Source organism: Streptomyces griseosporeus, assembly GCF_014656055.1.
GTDB classification, from domain to species: Bacteria; Actinomycetota; Actinomycetes; order Streptomycetales; family Streptomycetaceae; genus Streptomyces; species Streptomyces griseosporeus.
This window is the reverse complement of the sequence record NZ_BNBR01000005.1, coordinates 534,129-552,336: the sequence shown is the minus strand read 5'-3', so window position 1 is coordinate 552,336 and position 18,208 is coordinate 534,129. Positions and strand designations below refer to the sequence as shown.

At 73.9% G+C, this 18,208-nt stretch carries 19 protein-coding genes; 7 read left to right on the top strand and 12 right to left on the bottom strand.

Annotation, left to right across the window (positions count from 1 at the left end):
• Positions 1-45: 45 nt before the first annotated feature.
• The gene (locus tag IE308_RS25620) at positions 46-387 is read right to left on the bottom strand and encodes a YbaB/EbfC family nucleoid-associated protein (RefSeq protein WP_190219705.1); all 342 of its coding nucleotides are present in this window, start codon (positions 385-387) and stop codon (positions 46-48) included.
• Positions 388-671: 284 nt separating this feature from the next.
• Here IE308_RS25620 and IE308_RS25615 point away from each other — a divergent pair, with 284 nt between their 5' ends.
• Entirely contained in the window at positions 672-1,427 is a 756-nt protein-coding gene (locus IE308_RS25615; protein ID WP_190219704.1) for an SLATT domain-containing protein, read from the top strand.
• 3 nt (positions 1,428-1,430) lie between these two features.
• Here IE308_RS25615 and IE308_RS25610 read toward each other — a convergent pair whose 3' ends face one another.
• From IE308_RS25610 to IE308_RS25595, 4 genes are all read right to left on the bottom strand, one after another.
• Entirely contained in the window at positions 1,431-2,132 is a 702-nt protein-coding gene (locus IE308_RS25610) for an alpha/beta fold hydrolase (RefSeq protein ID WP_190219703.1), read from the bottom strand.
• 40 nt (positions 2,133-2,172) lie between these two features.
• On the bottom strand, positions 2,173-3,990 hold the full coding sequence (locus IE308_RS25605; protein WP_190219702.1) for a serine/threonine-protein kinase: 1,818 nt from the start codon (positions 3,988-3,990) through the stop codon (positions 2,173-2,175).
• 79 nt (positions 3,991-4,069) lie between these two features.
• Positions 4,070-4,537, bottom strand: coding sequence for a MarR family winged helix-turn-helix transcriptional regulator (locus IE308_RS25600; RefSeq protein WP_190219701.1), 468 nt, complete (start codon positions 4,535-4,537; stop codon positions 4,070-4,072).
• Positions 4,534-5,139 (bottom strand): type 1 glutamine amidotransferase family protein, encoded by a 606-nt coding sequence (locus IE308_RS25595; RefSeq protein WP_190219853.1) that lies wholly within the window; start codon positions 5,137-5,139, stop codon positions 4,534-4,536. The genes IE308_RS25600 and IE308_RS25595 overlap by 4 nt, the downstream gene beginning before the upstream one ends.
• A gap of 171 nt (positions 5,140-5,310) precedes the next feature.
• Here IE308_RS25595 and IE308_RS25590 point away from each other — a divergent pair, with 171 nt between their 5' ends.
• The 3 genes from IE308_RS25590 (at position 5,311) to IE308_RS25580 (ending at position 8,238) form a co-directional block, all read left to right on the top strand.
• Positions 5,311-6,675 (top strand): aspartate aminotransferase family protein, encoded by a 1,365-nt coding sequence (locus IE308_RS25590; RefSeq protein ID WP_190219700.1) that lies wholly within the window; start codon positions 5,311-5,313, stop codon positions 6,673-6,675.
• Positions 6,676-6,796: 121 nt separating this feature from the next.
• Positions 6,797-7,498: a GntR family transcriptional regulator gene (locus IE308_RS25585; RefSeq protein WP_190219699.1), complete on the top strand. Its 702-nt coding sequence runs from the start codon at positions 6,797-6,799 to the stop codon at positions 7,496-7,498.
• An 89-nt stretch (positions 7,499-7,587) separates the two neighbouring features.
• On the top strand, positions 7,588-8,238 hold the full coding sequence (locus IE308_RS25580; protein ID WP_110629453.1) for a putative DNA-mimic protein: 651 nt from the start codon (positions 7,588-7,590) through the stop codon (positions 8,236-8,238).
• A gap of 9 nt (positions 8,239-8,247) precedes the next feature.
• Here IE308_RS25580 and IE308_RS25575 read toward each other — a convergent pair whose 3' ends face one another.
• The 3 genes from IE308_RS25575 to IE308_RS25565 form a co-directional block, all read right to left on the bottom strand.
• Positions 8,248-8,538, bottom strand: a complete 291-nt coding sequence (locus IE308_RS25575; protein ID WP_110629452.1) for a hypothetical protein — start codon at positions 8,536-8,538, stop codon at positions 8,248-8,250.
• A 98-nt stretch (positions 8,539-8,636) separates the two neighbouring features.
• Positions 8,637-9,320 (bottom strand): response regulator, encoded by a 684-nt coding sequence (locus tag IE308_RS25570; RefSeq protein WP_190219698.1) that lies wholly within the window; start codon positions 9,318-9,320, stop codon positions 8,637-8,639.
• Positions 9,317-10,702, bottom strand: coding sequence for a sensor histidine kinase (locus IE308_RS25565; protein WP_229909056.1), 1,386 nt, complete (start codon positions 10,700-10,702; stop codon positions 9,317-9,319). Before IE308_RS25565 ends, IE308_RS25570 begins: the two co-directional genes overlap by 4 nt.
• A 181-nt stretch (positions 10,703-10,883) precedes the next feature.
• Here IE308_RS25565 and IE308_RS25560 point away from each other — a divergent pair, with 181 nt between their 5' ends.
• Positions 10,884-11,615 carry an ABC transporter ATP-binding protein gene (locus tag IE308_RS25560; RefSeq protein WP_110629450.1) on the top strand — a complete coding sequence of 244 codons (732 nt, stop codon included), beginning with the start codon at positions 10,884-10,886 and terminating at the stop codon, positions 11,613-11,615.
• Positions 11,616-11,791: 176 nt separating this feature from the next.
• On the top strand, positions 11,792-14,269 hold the full coding sequence (locus tag IE308_RS25555) for an ABC transporter permease (protein ID WP_308440127.1): 2,478 nt from the start codon (positions 11,792-11,794) through the stop codon (positions 14,267-14,269).
• Positions 14,270-14,295: 26 nt separating this feature from the next.
• Here the strand turns inward: IE308_RS25555 and IE308_RS25550 are convergent, their stop codons facing one another.
• A complete protein-coding gene (locus tag IE308_RS25550) occupies positions 14,296-14,490 on the bottom strand; it encodes a hypothetical protein (RefSeq protein WP_110629448.1) in 195 nt (64 codons plus the stop codon).
• A gap of 106 nt (positions 14,491-14,596) precedes the next feature.
• Entirely contained in the window at positions 14,597-15,880 is a 1,284-nt protein-coding gene (locus IE308_RS25545) for an adenylosuccinate synthase (RefSeq protein WP_110629447.1), read from the bottom strand.
• Between the two features lie 195 nt (positions 15,881-16,075).
• Between IE308_RS25545 and IE308_RS25540 the strand changes: the two genes are divergently transcribed.
• A complete protein-coding gene (locus IE308_RS25540; protein ID WP_190219697.1) occupies positions 16,076-16,930 on the top strand; it encodes a diacylglycerol kinase family protein in 855 nt (284 codons plus the stop codon).
• 15 nt (positions 16,931-16,945) lie between these two features.
• On the opposite strand, the gene IE308_RS25535 is transcribed toward IE308_RS25540, so the two are convergent.
• A complete protein-coding gene (locus IE308_RS25535; protein WP_190219696.1) occupies positions 16,946-17,566 on the bottom strand; it encodes a Uma2 family endonuclease in 621 nt (206 codons plus the stop codon).
• A 56-nt stretch (positions 17,567-17,622) separates the two neighbouring features.
• On the bottom strand, positions 17,623-18,117 hold the full coding sequence (locus tag IE308_RS25530) for a GbsR/MarR family transcriptional regulator (protein ID WP_110629445.1): 495 nt from the start codon (positions 18,115-18,117) through the stop codon (positions 17,623-17,625).
• Between the last annotated feature and the right edge of the window lie 91 nt (positions 18,118-18,208).

The window sequence follows — 18,208 nt, the reverse complement described above, 5'->3', positions numbered from 1 at the left end:
TCTACGTACGGTAGATGCCGCGCGGCCGTCTTCGAAAGGCGGGTGTCAGAACGGCAGGCCGGGGATGCCGCCGCCGCCGAGGCCCTGCGCGAGCGGGCCGAGCTTCTGCTGCTGGAGGTCCTGCGCGTTCTCGTTGGCCGCCTGGACCGCCGCGACGACCAGGTCGGCGAGGGTCTCGGTGTCCTCCGGGTCCACCGCCTTCGGGTCGATCCTCAGCGCGCGCAGCTCGCCCGCGCCCGTGACCGTGGCCTTCACCAGACCGCCGCCCGCCTGGCCCTCGACCTCCGTGTTCGCCAGTTCCTCCTGGGCCCGCTGCACGTCCTGCTGCATCTTCTGGGCCTGCTGGAGCAACTGCTGCATGTTGGGCTGGCCACCACCGGGGATCACGGATCAGCTCCTGTCCTGGCTGTTGTTCATTCCTGATTGTTTTCCGCCTTGTACGAGCCTACGTGGTCCGACCCGGGGTCGCCGCAGCACTCTTTCGAGTGAGCCGGTCGTGCGGTCTATACCTGATCAAGCCCTCCTTCCGGGCGGAAAAGTGAGGAAACCGTCCTCATCGCCACCCATTGGGCGGTAGGAAGGGTCGGCACACAGCACGCACAGCTCACGTCAGGATCAGGTGTCACGTCAGGCGTCACGCACTGTGACCGTTCGTCAATAGGGAGTGCCGGGTGGGTCAGCCGGAGATGCAGCCCGAGGGTCCGCCTCAGGACGGGCGGGGAGAGGGCGGGGCGGGGCTGCGGCCGGGCGATCTGACCGGGCGGGCCTTTCCGCTCGGGGACTGGGGCGAGCCCGCCGTCCGGCTCGACGAGCTGTACCGGTGGGTGGAGCGCGGGGCACTGGAGACGGCGGCCTGGTATCTGGCCGACCGGGTGTGGAAGCGGCGCGGGGCCCGGGTGCTGCGGGCGGGTGCGGCCGTGGGCGCGGTGTCGGGGGCGGCGCTGCCGCTGCTGGATCTGACCGGGGTGGTCGGCGGGGTGGCGCCCTGGGGGTATCTGGCGCTGCTGCTCGCGGTGGCGTGTGTGGGGGTGGACCGGTTCTTCGGGGTGACGTCCGGGTGGATAAGGGATGTCGCCACGGCCCAGGCGGTGCAGCGCAGGCTCCAGGTGCTCCAGTTCGACTGGGCGTCGGAGAGTGTGCGGGAGGTGCTCGGGCCGGCGGAGGGCACGGCGAGCGAGGCGGCCGAGCGGTGCCTGGGGGTGCTGCGGCGGTTCTCCGAGGACGTGACGGAGCTGGTGCGGACGGAGACGGCGGACTGGATGGTGGAGTTCCGCACCGGTTCCGCGCCGATGGGGATCCAGTCGGCGGTGGCCTCCGGAGCGGTGGGGCGGGGCGCGGACGTCGGGGGGCTGGGGGGCCGCTTCTCGGTGCCGCCCGGGAGCGCGCGGCCGAACATGCCCCGGCAGCGGCCGCCCGAGCCGAGGTGAGCCTCAGGCCGCGTCGGGGGCCGGTGCGCCGAGGACGGCGGCGAGGCGGTGCGGGTCGCGGCGGGCGATGTTGTGCCCGACGGGGATCTCGTGCACCCGCCAGCCCGGATCGGCGCGCAGCCGTTCGGTCAGGGTCACGAAGGGGCTACCCGGCCACGCGCCACCGCTGATGTACGTACGGCCGGGCCCGCGCCACGGCCTGCCCGACAGCCTGCCCGACAGCCTGACCGACTGGACGAAGCTCGCCAGGGGGTGCGGTCGCGCGCGCGGGTCGAGCCCTTCGGGAACCGCGACCCATCGCCCGTCGGCGCGGGCCCCGGCGACGAACAGCTCCCGGAAGGTGTCGCTGGTCAGGGACCAGCAGGAGTCCCCGTCGTCCGGGACGTAGGCGTCGATGAAGACGAGCTGCGCGAGACGCTCGCCGATCCGGTCGCCGAGCCGGTCCGCGACCCCGGCGATCACCATCCCGGCGTAGCTGTGCCCGCACAGCGCGACGGGCTCCCCGTCGCCACCGTCGATGATCCCGGCCACCTGGGCGATGTGGTCGTCGAGGTTCGGCGGACGGTCCGCGTCGGCCGGGCCGTCCGGCTCCAGCCCCGCCAGGGTCACCGCCTCGACCCGGTGCCCCGCCCGGCGCAGCTCGGCGGCGACCTGGTCAAACACCCATCCGCCCTGCCAACCGCCCGGCACCATCAGGAACTTCATCGCGTCATCGTAGGTGCGGGCTCACCGGGGCGCCGCCTCGTCAGCCCTGCCGTGTGTACGTCAGCTTCTCGTCGGTGCTCGTGTTCACCCGCTCCAGGGTGCCGTCCGGGAGCAGGGTGATGCGGGTGGGGGCGCCCGGGGAGCAGGACGAGCGCGGGGTGCCGGTGGTGACCGTCGACGGGCCTATCTCCAACGGGCCGTCCGCCGACGGTTGTTGGGCCAGGGTCGCCTCGAACACGCAGTGGTAGGTGCCCGCGTCGGTCGGGCCGTCGGCGACGAGCGTGAGGACCGGGTCGCCCACCTCGCCCTGCCGGATGGTGAGCAGGCGGGTGTTCTCGCCGCTCGCGTTGTCGATCGTCGCCGCCCATGTGCCGACGTACGCCTCCGGTACCGCCCCTGCCTGCGGCGAACCCGAACCGGTGGACGGGGAGGGGGACGGGGGCGAGTCCGTTCCGGTGGGGGTGGGCGGCGCCGTCGTCGGGGCCGGCGTCGGGTCGTCGTCGCCCCCGTTCAGCAGCGCGTACACCGTGCCGCCCGCCGCCAGCGCCACGACCAGCGCGATCAGGACGAGGAGCGCGGTCGTACGGCCGCTGCGGCGGGGCGGCGGCCCGTAGTCGCCGGGCGGGTACGGCGCCGTCGCGTACGGCTGGGGGTAGCCGTACGCCGGTTGGTGCTGTGGGTGCTGCCGGTGCGGTGGGGCGGGGGCCGCCGGGGGTGGTGTGGGCATGCCCGGGCCCGCGATCACCGTCGGGACGTGGCCGGGTCTGCCCGGGGGCGGCGGGGTGCCCTGGGAAGCGTAGGCGGGTGGAGAAGGCGGAGCTGCGACGGGCGCGGCGGGTGCCGCCGAGGCCGCGTATCCCGGCGAGGCGTCCGCCGCCGCCGCGTGCTCGGGTGAGCCACCGCCCGCGGCGGCTCCGGCGCCTGCTTCCGCGCTCTCCGGGTCCTCCGTGTCCAGCAACCGCACCGCGTGCCGCCCCAGTTGGGCCACCAGTGCGCTCGGCAGCCACGGGTCGCGGGAGCGGCCCTCGGTGAGGGTGTCGTCGGCGCCGGTGTGGTCGAGGACGCGGTCGAGGGTGGGGCGGGCGGCGGGGTCCTTGCGCAGGCAGTCGCGGACCAGGTCGGCGATGCCCTCGGGCACGCCCTCCAGGTCGGGCTCCTCCTGCGCGATGCGGTACATCAGGGCGTGCACACCACTGTGGGCCGAGCCGAAGGGGAGCCGGCCGGTGGCGGCGTAGGCGAGGACGGAACCGAGGCAGAAGACGTCGCAGGCCGGGGTGATGCGGTCGCCGCGGACCTGCTCGGGGGCCATGAAGCCGGGCGAGCCGACGAGGGAGCCGGTGCGGGTGAGGCCGCCGGCCTCGGTGACCGTCTCCAGGGCGCGGGCGATGCCGAAGTCGATGACGCGCGGCCCGTCGATCGTGACGAGCACGTTGGACGGCTTGAGGTCGCGGTGGACGATCCCGGCGGCGTGGATGTCCTGCAGGGCGTGGGCGAGGCCCGCCGCGAGGATGCGCACCGAGCGCTCGGGCAGCGCCCCGTGGTCGTGGCCGACGACCTGCTGGAGGCTGGGTCCGGCGACGTACCCGGTGGCCACCCAGGGCACGGTGGCCTCGGTGTCGGCGTCCAGCACGGGAGCGGTCCAGTGGCCGCCGACGCGCTGCGCGGCGTGCACCTCCTGGCGGAAACGGGCCCGGAACTCCTCCTGCGCGGCGAGTTCCTCGCGGACCAGTTTCACGGCGACCGTGCGGCCCCGGCCGGACCGGGCCAGGAACACCTCGCCCATGCCTCCGGCGCCCAGCCGGGCCAGCAGGCGGTAGGTCCCGATGCGTTGTGGATCCCCCGGCCCCAGTCGTTCCATGGCCGACCGTCCCTCCCCCTGCGCCCCTCCGACAGCCCGAGGATAGTGCGGGGATCACGGCAGGCGGGCGGGGCCGTCTCTACGGTTCCGTAACAGGCGGGGCGGGGGGTCCGAGTCCGTCCAGCGCCTTCGACAGGCGTTCCAGTGCCTCGACCGCCTGCGCCAGTTCCGCCTCCCCGACGGCCTCGGCGAGGCGGTCGGCGAAGGCCGCGTGCCCGGGATTGATCCGGGCGATCGCGGCCCGGCCCTCCTCGGTGGGCGTGAGGAGCTTGGCGCGGCGGTGGGCGGGGTTGGGCCGGTACTCGGCGAGCCCCCGGTCGACCAGCAGGTCGGCGATGCGCTGCACGCTCTGCCGGGTGATGCCCATGGCGCGGGCGATGCCGGCCACGGGCAGCGGCTCGCGCAGCACGGCGCCCAGCACCTGCCACCGGGCGGCGGTGATCCCGGCGGGCCGGGCCAGTTCCTCGGCGACGGCGAGGAACTGGCCGTTGAGCCGGAAGACGCCGAGCGCGCCGCGGCTGAGGAGGTCCTGGCGCTCCCGGCTCACCGCGTGGCCGCCTTCTGGAGCACGAAGTAGGCCTCGGCGTCGGAGTCGTGGAAGAGGCGGTACCAGGCGTCCAGCACCTCGCCCTCGTACACCCCGAGGAGGCGGAAGACCTCCCGGGCGAAGGCGACGGGCTCGGTGGGGCCGGCGGTGACGAGCCGCCCGTCGGTCACCGCGTCGGCGTCGACGTAGTGCCCGGCGCCCTGGTAGCCCGTCGCCGCGAGGTAGAAGGGGGCCGCGCTGGTGTGGGCGCGGTCGTCGAGCAGGCCCTCGCGGGCGAGGCCGGCGGTGGCGCCGCAGATGGCGGCGACCGGGGTGCCCGCGTCCAGGAAGGCCCGGGCCGCGCGGGCGAAGGGGGCGAGGCCGTCGCCCGCGTCCCAGAGGTCGGCGCCCGGCAGGATCAGCAGGGAGCTGTCCTCGGGCCGTACGTCGTCCAGGGCGAGGTCGGGCTGGATGCGCAGGCCGCCGATGCTGGTCACCGGCTCGCGGGTGGGGCCGACCGTGCGGATCTCGTACCCGGCGCGGGCGAGGTGGGCGGTGGCGTGGCCCGTCTCCCAGTCGGCGAGGCTGTCGTAGACGGCGAGGTGGACGGGCTTGCGCTGCACGGTCTGGTGGTTCATGACGCCTCCCGGTGCCTCATGGGTGATATGACAGCAGGCTGTCACCATGACAGCCTGCTGTCAATGCCGGGCGGTCGACAACGTGTCGCGGATCGCCCCCGTCCGCAGACAAGACGCCGATACCGCTTCCGCATCGCGGACATTTACGCTCGCGGCATGACCCCTCATCTGCCCGACCCCCAGGCCTGCGCCGCCGTGAAGGCCGCGGACCGCGCGCACGTGTTCCACTCCTGGTCCGCGCAGGACCTCATCGACCCGCTCGCCGTCGCCGGCGCGGAGGGGTCGTACTTCTGGGACTACGACGGCAAGCGCTACCTCGACTTCACCAGCGGCCTCGTCTACACGAACATCGGCTACCAGCACCCGAAGGTCGTCGCCGCGATCCAGGAGCAGGCGGCGCGGATGACGACCTTCGCGCCCGCGTTCGCGATCGAGGCGCGGTCGGAGGCGGCGCGGCTGATCGCCGAGCGCACCCCGGGCGACCTGGACAAGATCTTCTTCACCAACGGCGGCGCGGACGCCGTCGAGCACGCGATCCGCATGGCCCGGCTGCACACGGGCCGCCCGAAGGTGCTCTCGGCGTACCGCTCGTACCACGGCGGCACCCAGCAGGCGATCAACGTCACCGGCGACCCGCGTCGCTGGGCCAGCGACACCGGCACCAACGGGGTCGTCCACTTCTGGGCGCCCTTCCTGTACCGCTCCCGCTTCTACGCCGAGACCGAGGAGCAGGAGTGCGCGCGGGCGCTGGAGCACCTGGAGACGACCATCGCCTTCGAGGGGCCCGGCACGATCGCCGCGATCGTCCTGGAGACCGTGCCCGGCACGGCCGGGATCATGGTGCCGCCGCCCGGCTATCTGGCGGGCGTGCGCGAGATCTGCGACAAGTACGGCATCGTCTTCGTCCTCGACGAGGTCATGGCCGGGTTCGGGCGGACCGGTGAGTGGTTCGCCGCCGACCTCTTCGGTGTCGTACCGGACCTGATGACCTTCGCCAAGGGCGTGAACAGCGGCTATGTGCCGCTCGGCGGTGTCGCGATCTCCGGCGCGATCGCCGAGACCTTCGGCAAGCGGCCCTACCCGGGCGGTCTGACCTACTCCGGGCACCCGCTGGCCTGTGCCGCCGCCGTCGCCACGATCGGCGTGATGGCGGAGGAGGGCGTCGTCGAGCACGCCGGGCGGCTCGGCGCGGACGTCGTCGGGCCCGCCCTGCGCGAGCTGGCCGAGCGGCACCCGAGCGTCGGCGAGGTGCGCGGCGTCGGCATGTTCTGGGCGCTGGAGCTGGTGAAGAACCGGGAGACGCGCGAGCCGCTGGTGTCGTACAACGCGGCCGGCGAGGCCAACGCGCCGATGGCCGCCTTCGCCGCCGCGGCCAAGCGGCACGGCATCTGGCCGTTCGTGAACATGAACCGCACCCATGTCGTGCCGCCGTGCAACGTGACCGAGGCCGAGCTGAAGGAGGGCCTCGCGGCACTGGACGCGGCGCTGTCCGTGGCCGACGAGTACACGGACGCCGCGTAGGGCCCACTCGGGCGGGACGGTCCGGCTTCCCTCGGCGTATGGTGGCGTGCTCGTAGAGACGAGCACGCCATCCGCGTCTCGAACACGCCATCCTCGTCCGTGGAGAGGGAGCCACCCGACCATGCCCGGCAGCACCGGCAGCGGCGCCGTGACCCGCAGCACCCTGCGGCAGCAGATCGCCGACGCGCTCCGTGACGAGGTGCTGGCGGGGCGGCTCGGGCCGGGGCGGGCCTTCACCGTGAAGGAGATCGCCGAGCAGTACGGCGTCTCCGCGACGCCCGTGCGCGAGGCCCTGGTGGACCTGAGCGCACAGGGCCTGCTGGAGTCCGACCAGCACCGCGGGTTCAGGGTCCGCGAGTACTCCGTCGCCGACTACCGGGACATCATCGAGGCGCGCAGCCTGGTCATCGAGGGGATGTTCCTCGCCCTGGAGGACGGCCACGAGGGCTACCGGAACCTGGACGACCCGCGGGCGGCGGCGGCCGTCGCGGGGGTGCGGCGGCGCGGCGAGGAGGCGCAGCGGGCGGCGGCGGCCGGTGACCTGACCGTGCTCATCGGCTACGACCTGAGGTTCTGGCGCGAGCTGAGCGCCCTGTTCGGCAACCCCTATCTCGCCGACTTCCTGCACCGGCTGCGCGTGCAGTCGTGGGTGTGCGCGGTGCAGCATCTGCGGCGGCTGACCGATCTGCGCGGCCGGCTGTGGTCCCGCCATACCGAACTGGTCGACGCCCTCTCGCAGCGCGACACAGAGGGGGCGCGGGCGATCATCGCGGAGTACAAGGCGCACTCCCTGGCGGTGATCGAACGGCTGGCGGACGGCTGAGGAGCGGCACGGGGGGTATGGGACCGGCACGTACCGAATACCCTGCCTTGATCCGTCATTGCGCGAGGACGCTGTGTGAGGAGCCCTCTTTGGCCTGTGACCTGTGGCTGGTACCGCTCGTCGACGTGTTGTGCCACACGCCCGACAACCCGTTCGCCGAGGAACTCGCGCAGTACAACAAGGTGCTCGCCGAGTCCGGGCTTCCGCCGGTGCCGGTGTACCAGTACATGCCGGGCCTGTCCGGCGAGGTCGCGCCGGTGGCCGGCTTCGACTACGACGCCCTGCACTTCCTGCGCCGCGCCTATCTGCTCCAGGTGTGCGGGCTGCCGGTGACGCCGGTGGACGAACTGGGCGGCGACTACGAGCAGTTGCTGGAGATGTTCGAGGCGACGGCCCAGCAGTCGCACCTGGTCTGGCACTACGACCACGCGGGCGCGTACGTCCCGCTGGACTTCCCCAGCCCCCTCTCCAGCGACGAACTCCTGGCGGGCGGCGGCCCGCTGGGCTCCTCGCAGGCGCTGCTGCGCGAGCTGGAGCAGGTCGCGGCGTCGATCGGCATCGACCCGGCCAACCCGCCCGCCCCGCCGGAACCGCCGCGCGCGCCGACGGAGTTGGAGCAGCCGGCCGACCCGGCGCCGTACGACCCCAGCCCCTTCGCCCGGGAGCGGCACGTGTGGCTGGGGCTGCACGCGGCGGCGACGCGGTCGCTGGCGCAGGGGTCGATGATCGTGTTCAGCTGACGGTCACGGTCACTGGAGCTGGGACAGGCCCTTCTGGAGGTCGTCGACGTTCATCACCGGGGTGACCTCGATCGTGGCGTCCAGGTTGCTGAACAGCGGGTCGAGGGTGGGGATGATCGCCGAGCTGTCCGGCAGGTCGACGACGAGCAGCATCGTGCGGTGCCCGTCGAGGGGGCCGAAGTAGGCCGCCTCGGGCTTGATCTTCTCCAGGGTCTCCTTGACGAGGTCGGCCATCTTGCCGCTGCGGATGGCCTCGTTGCCCTTGTCGATGTCCACACTGGCCTTGACGAGTACGCGCATCGCCGTCACCTTCTTCGCCTCGGCACGCGTCCTGTTTACACCGTAAGCCCGATAGGCCCGGCACGCTCCCTCTGGTCCCGTCGGCTCCCGGGGGCTGCCTAACTCTCCCGCGTGCGCGGGGTGATCAGTCCCGTCTCGTACGCCACGACGACCGCCTGGGCGCGGTCGCGGAGGCGGAGCTTGGCCAGGATGCGGGCCACATGCGTCTTCACCGTGGCCTCGCTCAGCCCGAAGCGGGCGGCGAGTTCGGCGTTGCTGAGGCCGGTGCCGAGGGCCTGGAGCACCTCCGTCTCGCGCGGGGTGAGGACCGCCAGATCCCGGTGGAGGGCGGCGGTGTGCTCGGCGCGGGAGACGAACCGCTCGACCAGGCGGCGGGTGATGGCCGGGGCGAGCAGGGCGTCGCCGGCGCGGACCATGCGGACGGCGGCGACCAGGTGCTCCGGGGTGACGTCCTTGAGCAGGAAGCCGCTCGCGCCGGCGGTGAGCGCGGCGTACACGTAACGGTCGAGGTCGTACGTGGTCAGGATGAGGACGCGGGGCGGCTCGGGCACCAGGCCGCCGGACAGGATCCGGCGGGTGGCTTCGAGGCCGTCGAGGACCGGCATCCGTACGTCCATCAGGACGAGGTCGGGGCGGGTGCGCTCGACCGCCGCGACGGCCTGCTCCCCGTCGGCCGCCTCCGCGACGACGTCGATGCCGTCGGCCGCGAGGATCATCCCGAAGCCGGTGCGCACGAGCGCCTGGTCGTCGGCGATGACGACACGCGGGGGCGGGGCGCTCACGCCGGGGCCTCGCAGGTTCCGGGGCCGTGGGTCCCGGTGCCCCGGGGGGCCTCGGCCGGTGGGCTGTGCCCGTCCACCGGCAGCACCGCCCTGACCTGGAAGCCGCCCTCCGGGAGACGGGCGGTCTCCAGGGTGCCGCCGTAGACGTCGAGGCGTTCGCGGAGGCCGGTCAGGCCGCGGCCGCTGCCGGGCGGGGCCGCCGCCGTGCCGCCGGTGTCGGTCACCTCGATGCGGACCGCGTCCGGCGCGTGGTCGACGGCGACCCGGACCCGGGCCCCGGCCGCGTGCCGGACGACGTTCGTCAGCGCCTCCTGCACCACCCGGTACGCGGCCAGGTCGGCGCCCGCCGGCAGGGGTGCCGGGGTGCCGGTGACCGTCAGGCCGAGCGGGACGCCGGTGGCGCGGACCCGGTCGGTCAGCTCCGGCAGCCGGTCCAGGCCGGGCTGCGGGGCGAGGCCGGGCTCCGGCAGCGGTCCGCCGTCGGACGGTGCCGCGTCGGCGGTCATCGTCAGCAACCCCATCACGTGGCGGAGTTCGGCGAGCGCCGTACGGCCCCCGGCCTCCACGGCGAGCAGCGCCTCGCGGGCCCGGTCGGGGGCGGCGTCCATCACCTTGCGGGCCGCGCCGGCCTGGATGACCATCACGCTCACATTGTGGGTCACGATGTCGTGCAACTCCCGCGCGATCCGGGCCCGTTCCCGGTCGACGGCGAGCCGCGTCGCGGACTCCTGCCGCTCCTTCAGGGCGTGCAGCCGCTGCTCGGCGGTGTGGATGGCGTTGGCCGCGAGGCCGACCCCGAGCAGCAGCACGAAGGGCACCGCGCCCGGCGTGAAGGAGGGGAAGTTCTCGTCGTGGAACACCGCCGTCAGGGCGGCGCCCGCCACCAGGCTCCCCAGGGCGGGCAGCCGGCGCGGGCTGTACACGGCGGCGCTGTACGCGGCGATCACACAGGCGAGGAAGGTGTACACGGTGGCGTCCTCGGCGCCGTCCGCGTGCTGGTTGTACAGCAGGGTCAGCCCGGTCACCGCCCAGAACGCGGCCAGCGGGAACCGCCGGCGCGCCGCCAGGGGCGCGGCGGTCAGCGCCGCGAGCAGCAGCAGCCACGACGGCATGGGCGGCACGTCCGGCGGCACCACCGGGACCGGCGGGGCCGGGACCACGGGATCCCAGGCGGGGCCGACGACGAGCGCGGGCCGGACCGGGCCGTCGCCGCGCCGGACCGTCGCGAGCACGACGGCCGCGGACAGGACGGCGGCGACGATCGTGTCGGCCGCCCACATCCACCTCGACGGCCGGGGCAGCGGGCCCGACCGCAGCAAGCCGGTGAGGGTCCTACGCCACCGCTCCGTGAGCGCACCGCCGCTGATCACCGCATCCGCCATGCCCCGAGTGTGGCAAGCGGCCCTCCCCCGCACATCCCTCTGGCCGCGTACATCCCCGGGATGACACCGGCGCGGCGTCCTCCTCGCACGGCAGCCGCTCTCGCCGTCACGGCCGACGCCCCGGACGGCCGTCCGCGCCTAGCGTCGGGCCGTCCGTCCCACCGACCGGCTCGGAGGCACCGTGGCCACCACCGCACCACCCCTGACCCCGCCCCCCGTGATCGACCTCCGTGAGGTGCGCAAGGCCTACGGGGAGGGACCGCCGGCGCTGGCCGGGGTGACGCTGAGCGTGCGGCCCGGGGAGGCGCTGGCCGTCCTCGGGCCGTCGGGCAGCGGCAAGTCGACGCTGCTGAACCTGATCGCGGGGCTGGACCGGCCGAGCGCCGGCTCCGTCACCGTGGACGGGCTGCGCGTGGACACGCTGGGCGAGGCCGCCTCGGCGCGCTACCGGCGCACCCGTGTCGGCATGGTCTTCCAGTTCTTCCACCTGCTGGAGGACCTGACGGTCACCGACAACGTGCTGCTCCCGGCCCAGCTCGCCGGCATGTCCCGGGCCGGGGCCCGGCGGCGTGCCGCGGAGCTGCTGGAGCACCTGGGCATCGCCCGGCACGCGCACGCCCACCCGGGCAGGCTCTCCGGCGGCGAACGCCAGCGCGTGGCCGTCGCCCGCGCCCTGATGAACCGTCCGGCGCTGCTGCTCGCGGACGAGCCGACGGGCGCGCTGGACACCGCCTCCGGGGAGGACGTCCGTGCGCTGCTGACCCAGTTGAACGCGGACGGGCAGACCGTCGTCCTGGTCACCCACGACCTGTCCCTCGCCGCGTCCTGCGCGACGCGCACGGTGGAACTGGTCGACGGACGCATCGTGCGCGACGTACGGCACACCCGCCCGACGGCGGAGGTGGCCCGGTGAGCGGAGGCGGGCCGGTGAGCGGAGGCGGGCCGATGGGCGGAGGTGGCCCCGTGAGCGGAGGCAGCCCCGCGAGCGGGAGCGGCCCCGTGAGCGAGAGCGGGCCGGTGAGCGAGAGCGGGCCGGTGGGCGGGAGCAGGCCGGTGGGCGGGAGCGGGCCGGTGGGCGGGAGCGGCCCTGTGAGCGAGAGCGGGCCGGTGGGCGGGAGTGGTCACGTGGGCGGGCGGGGCCGTGGCCGCGGCTCCGGCACGCTCGGGCGGGTGGTGCGGGCGGGGCTGGGGCGGCGGCGGGTGCAGACCCTGGTGATGGTCCTGACGACGTTCGTCGCGGTGACCGCGTCGGTGGTGGCCGCAGGCGTACTCACGGCGTCCCGGGCGCCGTTCGACCACGCGATGCGCGAGCTGCGCGGCGCCCATCTCACCGCCCGGTTCGACCCGGCGCGGGTGACGGCAGCACAGCTCGCCGGTACGGCACGGGCGGCCGGGGTGACGGCTGCCGCGGGCCCGTTCCGGACGCTGTCCCTGAGCCCGCGCACGGCGACCGACGCGGCGGACCTGCCCGCCGGTGTGACGCTGCCGGCGCTGACCGTCGCCGGACGGGCGGACAGCCGGGGCCCCGTCGACCGGCTGGCCCTCCTCGACGGCGACTGGGCGACACGGCCCGGCGAGATCGTCATCGCCGACGGCATCGCCCCGGTGCGGCCCGGCACCCGGCTGGAGTTCCCGGAGCTGCCCGGCCGGCCGACGCTGACGGTGGTCGGCCTGGCCCGCTCGGTGACCGGCACGGCCGACGCCTGGGTCACCCCGGCCCAGGCGGAGACCCTGGCCCGGCGGAGCGCGACCACGGCACCGGCCGCCCCCGCCGCCTACCAGATGCTCTATCGCTTCCGCGACGCCGCCACCACCGCGCAGCTCGACGCCGACCGTGCCGCGCTCGCGGCCGCCGTACCGCCCGGCGCGCTGTCCGGGACGCGGTCCCATCTGGCCGTACGGCAGGAGCAGTCGGCCAACGCGCTGGCGTTCGTGCCGTTCGTCGCCGCCTTCGGGGTGCTGGCGCTGGTGCTGTCGGTGCTGATCATCGGGATCGTGGTCAGCGGCGCGGTCGGCGCGGCCACCCGGCGGATCGGGGTGCTGAAGGCGCTCGGCTTCACCCCGGCGCAGGTGGTCCGGGCGTACGTCGCCCAGGCCGTGCTCCCGGCCGCGGCCGGCGCCCTGCTCGGCGTCGTGTGCGGGCACCTGCTGGCGTGGCCGGTCCTGGCGGACGTGGAGGACGCCTACCAGGGCGCGAGTGCGTCGATCCCCTGGTGGGTGGAGGTGGCGGTCCCGGCCGGCGCGCTCGCGCTGGTGGCGGCCGCGGCGCTGGTCCCGGCGCTGCGGGCGGGCCGGCTGCGCACGACGGAGGCACTGGCCGGGGGACGCGCGTCCGGCGACGGCCACGGCGGTCCCGCGCGGCGGGTGGCGGCCCGGCTGGCGGCACGGCTGCCGGTGCCGCGGCCGGTCGGGCTCGGTCTGGCGCACCCGTTCGCCCGTCCGGCGCGGTCGGGGGTGACGGCCGCCGCGGTGGGCTTCGCCGCCGTCACCGTCACCTTCGCCGTGGGGCTCGGTCTGACGCTCGGCGCGGTGCAGAACCACCGGATGCTGAACGCAACCGCGCCGGTCGAGGTGGACACCGGCCGGGGCAGCGCTCCGCCCGGCGCTCTGGCCGTGCACGTGGGCGGCCCGTCCGACCGGCCCCCGGCCGACCCGGTCCGGGTCGCCGCCGCGCTGCGCGCCGACCGGCACACGGACCGCTTCTACGCCACCACGCAGGCCGAGGTCACCGCGACCGGCGTCAGCGGCCGCACCCCCGTCCTCGCCTACGACGGCGACGCCTCCTGGGCCGCCCCGCAGCTGGTGTCGGGGCGCTGGCTCGGCGGGGACGGCGAGGCGGTGGTCACCCGGCGGTTCCTGGACGCGGCCGGTGTGCGGGTCGGCGACGAGGTCACGCTGGCCGGCCACGGCCGCCGGACCGCCGTCCGCATCACCGGGGAGGCGTTCTTCACCGAGGGCGACGGGATGCGGCTGCTCACCTCGCTGGGCACGCTGCGGCGGCTGGACCCGTCCGCCGTGCCGGAACGGTTTCACGTGAAACCCTCGCCGGGCCTGTCCGCCTCCGCCTACGCGGCCTCGGTGCGTACGGCCCTGGAGCCGCTCGGCGCGACCGCGCGGCCCGCTCCCGACCGCGCCTCCAGCGTGATCGCAGCCATGGACGCGCTGATCGGCACGCTGACCGCGCTGCTGGTCGCGGTGGCCGGGCTGGGCGTGCTCAACACGGTCGTGCTGGACACCCGGGACCGGGTCCGCGACCTCGGGATCATGAAGGCGGTCGGGATGACACCCCGGCAGACCGTCGCCATGGTGCTCACCTCGACGGGCGCGCTGGGCCTGCTCGCCGGGGCCGCGGGGGTGCCGCTCGGGGTGGCCCTGCACCACTGGATCGCCCCGCTGATGGGCGACGCGGTCGGCATGCGCCTGCCGGAGCCGGACATCGCGGTGTACGCGCCCGCGGTGACGGCCGCCCTCGCGCTGGGCGGCGTGGTGATCGCGGTGGCGGGGGCGCTGGCCCCGGCCGGGTGGGCGGCCCGGACGGACACGGTGAGGGCGCTGCGCACGGAGTGAGCGGGCCGCGCACCGACGGCCGGCGGTCAGGCGATGAGCCGGATCTCGGGCGGCCACAGCACGCCGTCCGCGAGGAGCAGGGCCGGGCCGAGGTGGACGGGGCACAGGTGCAGCGGCGGGCGCCGGTGGCGGACGAGCTCGAACCGGGCGGGCTCGCCGCAGCCGGTGTCCTCGACCTCACCGCCGTACGGCCCCAGGCACCGCACCTCGCGCCGGGTCATGCTCCATTCGAACGCCAAACGGGCGCCTCCGCTTGCGGGAGGCGCCCGTTTCCGTCAGCTGTGGCCGACGTGTGACCTACCGGCGCGTGACCGACCGGCGTGTGACCTACAGGAACGAGTTGATCTCGATCGTCTCGTCCCGGCCCGGGCCGACGCCGATCGCGGAGATCGGGGCGCCGGACATCTCCTCCAGCGCCTTCACGTACGCCTGGGCGTTCTTCGGCAGGTCGGAGAAGGACTTCGCCTTGCTGATGTCCTCGCTCCAGCCCGGCAGCATCTCGTAGACCGGCTTCGCGTGGTGGAAGTCGGTCTGCGAGTACGGCAGCTCCTCGACCCGCTTGCCGTCGATCTCGTAGGCGACGCAGACGGGGATCTGCTCCCAGCCGGTGAGGACGTCCAGCTTGGTGAGGAAGAAGTCCGTCAGGCCGTTGACGCGGGTGGCGTACCGGGCGATGACGGCGTCGAACCAGCCGCAGCGGCGGTCCCGGCCGGTGGTCACACCCCGCTCGCCGCCGATGCGGCGCAGCGCCTCGCCGTCCTCGTCGAACAGCTCGGTCGGGAACGGACCGGCGCCGACCCGGGTGGTGTACGCCTTGAGGATGCCGATGACCCGGCTGATCTTCGTCGGGCCGACGCCCGCGCCGGTGCACGCACCGCCCGCGGTCGGGTTGCTGGACGTGACGAACGGGTAGGTCCCGTGGTCGATGTCGAGCAGGGTGCCCTGGCCGCCCTCGAAGAGCACGACCTTGTCGTCCTCCAGGGCCTGGTTGAGGACCAGGACCGTGTCGGCGACGTACGGCTTGATCTTCTCGGCGTAGCCCAGCAGCTCCTCGACCACCTGGTCGGCGGCGATGGCCCGCCGGTTGTACAGCTTGGTGAGGATCTGGTTCTTGACGTCGAGCGCCGCCTCCACCTTCTGCTGGAGGATCGACTCGTCGTACAGGTCCTGGACCCGGATGCCGACGCGGTTGATCTTGTCGGCGTAGGTCGGGCCGATGCCCCGGCCGGTGGTGCCGATCTTGCGCTTGCCGAGGAACCGCTCGGTGACCTTGTCGACGGTCACGTTGTACGGCGTGATGATGTGCGCGTTACCGCTGATCAGGAGCTTCGACGTGTCGACGCCGCGCTCGTTCAGACCGCTCAGCTCGGAGAGCAGGACCGACGGGTCGACGACGACGCCGTTGCCGATGACGGGCGTACAACCGGGGGAGAGGATTCCGGAGGGGAGGAGGTGGAGTGCGTACTTCTGGTCACCCACGACGACCGTGTGGCCGGCGTTGTTGCCGCCCTGGTAGCGCACTACATAATCCACCGATCCACCGAGCAGGTCGGTGGCCTTTCCCTTGCCCTCGTCACCCCACTGAGCACCGAGCAGCACAAGTGCGGGCACGCGCGTACACCCCTTCCGGGCGGGGCATGTCCAGGGTCAGGGGCGTACGCGGAGGGTCTACCGCCGCGTGCACCGCGGCCGTCATTGGCCGCCAACCGTCGGACCGGATGCCCCGGAATAGACGAAGCCCCTGGCGCAATAGCGCAAGGGGCTCTTGCACAAAGATGCTACCCGAGGAAGCGAGGCAGGACCGAGGTGGCGACCTATCCGACGTCCGAACAGTTGCTGGTGATCGTCGATCCGATCGCCCGGAGGACGGACGGAGAGGCGGTCCGGATCGCAAAAGACGTGCTCAGCGCGGGTGCGGCGACGAAGCTGTGCCTGCCGGACGACCCGGAGGAGTTCGCCCGCGCGCTGGCGCGCCGCGGGTCGCGGCGGCCGGTGGTGATCGGTGACGACCGGGCGCTGGTGCGCGCGGTGTCGGTGCTGCACCGGCAGCGGGAGCTGGCCGGATCCGTGTTGTCGGTCGTCCCGGTCGGCCCGGCCGTGACCGTGGCCCGCTCCCTCGGCGTGCCGACGGGCGCGGTGGCGGCGGCGCGCGCGGTGCTGGACGGGGCGGTACGGCGGCTGGACGTCCTCGTGGACGACAGCGACGGGGTGGTGCTGGGGACGGTCGGGATCCCGCCGCTGCGGGAGCGGATGCCGGAGGCGGAAGCGGATCCGGAGGGGGCCCGGCCGTGGCTGCGCACCTGCCAGTCCCTGGTCCGCACGCTGGTCCCGCTGCGCCCGGTCCGCACGCTGCCGGCGGCCGGCCCGTCCCGGCTGCGCGTGGAGGTGGACGGGGTGACGGTGGTGGACCTGGACCAGCCGGTCGAGGCGGTGTCCCTGACCCCCGGCACCTCCGGCACCGCTTTCGTGGAGGTCCGCCCGTCCTCGGTCGGCGCGGAGGCGTCCCCGCTGCTCAGCGAGGGCCGCACGGTCTCCGTCTCGGGCGCGGACTTCCGCTACCACGCCGACGACCGCGTCTCGGGCCCGGTACGCCGCCGGACGTGGACGGTACTGGAGGGGGCCCTGGGGATCACGCTGCCGGCGGGGCCGGGGGCGCGCTGAGTCCCGGCCCCGGCATCAGGAGGCGGTGTTCTGGTCCTGGTCCGCTGCCGGGGCGCGGAAGCCGTCGGTGTCGAGGGTGCAGTCGAACGGGGCCGGGATCGGCAGCTTCTCGCCGAAGGGCCTCGTGCAGTGGGACTCGTAGCCCTTGGTGGGCGACGGGGTCCAGAAGACGGTGGCCTGTTCTTCCTGCATGTCCAGGACGAGGTAGACGGGGATACCGGCCCTGCCGTAGACGAGCACCTTGTCGGTCAGGTCATCGTCGCGGGTGGAGGCCGAGGTCAGCTCGGCCACGAAGGAGAGGGCTTCGCCGTCGAGGCGGTTGCTCGTCGTCTCGAAGGCCTCTCGGGGTGCGGCGTGGATGTCCGGGCCGTACGCCCGCTCTTCTCCCGGGAAGACGTACAGGAACGGGGCCAGCTCGATCTCGTGCCCGTCGGGAAGACGGGGCTCAAGCTGCTCGAGTACCGCGCGCATGACGCGGCGGTAGTACCCCTTGGACCACGGCGACAAGACGATGCTCCCCCTGATGACCTCGGCCCGGAAGCCAGGTGCGTCCAACTCGTCGAGAGCGTCGAGCAGTTCCTCGAAGCTGAAGGGATCGCTGCCGCTTGCCATCGGTCGCACTGTCATCAACGTCATGATGCGCCTTCCCCCTGCCGCAGACCACCCAGCACGCAGCGTATCCGATCAGTTACTCAGGCTCCGAACCTCTCCTCCCGGTGGGCGCGCCAGCGTTCCATCATTCCGGCCACGTCCTTCTCGATGAACTCGAAGAAGGCCAGGGTCTCGGTGAGGCGGCGGCCGGCCGGGGTGGTGGGGCCGAGGCTGGTGATGCCCTCTCGGAGGGCGTCCTCCCAGCGCTTGATGACGGCCTCGCGGTTGGTGAGGGCCTCGTACCACTGGTCGCTGTGGACGCGGTAGCGCTCGCGGCGCGAGCCCGGCTCGCGTTCGCGGGAGAGCATGTGGACCTGGGAGAGGTAGCGGACCGCGCCGGAGACGGCGGCCGGGCTGATCCGGAGCTGTTCGCCCAGCTCGGCGGAGGTCAGCGTGCCGGTGTCGGAGGCGAGCAGGGCCGCGAAGACGCGGGCCGGCATGCGCGGCAGCCCCGCCTCCACGAGCTGTGCGGCGAAGTGCTCCACGAACCGGGAGAGCGTCTCGGGGTCGCGCCCCGCCTCCTTCGGCTCCGTCATCGCTCGATCATCTCCCCTGGTCGGCCGGCCTCCGCCAGTCTATCGCCCCGTTTTGATGGTTCCTTAACTTCACAAATTTCTGAAGTAAGCG

What these genes read in the sequence shown, in the direction of transcription:
- IE308_RS25550 (WP_110629448.1), bottom strand. Translation starts at nt 14,490, where the DNA reads ATGACCCGGCGCGAGGTGCGGTGCCTGGGGCCGTACGGCGGTGAGGTC.
- IE308_RS25565 (WP_229909056.1), bottom strand. Translation starts at nt 10,702, where the DNA reads ATGGCGGATGCGGTGATCAGCGGCGGTGCGCTCACGGAGCGGTGGCGT.
- IE308_RS25575 (WP_110629452.1), bottom strand. Translation starts at nt 8,538, where the DNA reads ATGCGCGTACTCGTCAAGGCCAGTGTGGACATCGACAAGGGCAACGAG.
- IE308_RS25535 (WP_190219696.1), bottom strand. Translation starts at nt 17,566, where the DNA reads ATGACGTTGATGACAGTGCGACCGATGGCAAGCGGCAGCGATCCCTTC.
- IE308_RS25605 (WP_190219702.1), bottom strand. Translation starts at nt 3,990, where the DNA reads ATGGAACGACTGGGGCCGGGGGATCCACAACGCATCGGGACCTACCGC.
- IE308_RS25530 (WP_110629445.1), bottom strand. Translation starts at nt 18,117, where the DNA reads ATGACGGAGCCGAAGGAGGCGGGGCGCGACCCCGAGACGCTCTCCCGG.
- IE308_RS25590 (WP_190219700.1), top strand. Translation starts at nt 5,311, where the DNA reads ATGACCCCTCATCTGCCCGACCCCCAGGCCTGCGCCGCCGTGAAGGCC.
- IE308_RS25610 (WP_190219703.1), bottom strand. Translation starts at nt 2,132, where the DNA reads ATGAAGTTCCTGATGGTGCCGGGCGGTTGGCAGGGCGGATGGGTGTTT.
- IE308_RS25585 (WP_190219699.1), top strand. Translation starts at nt 6,797, where the DNA reads ATGCCCGGCAGCACCGGCAGCGGCGCCGTGACCCGCAGCACCCTGCGG.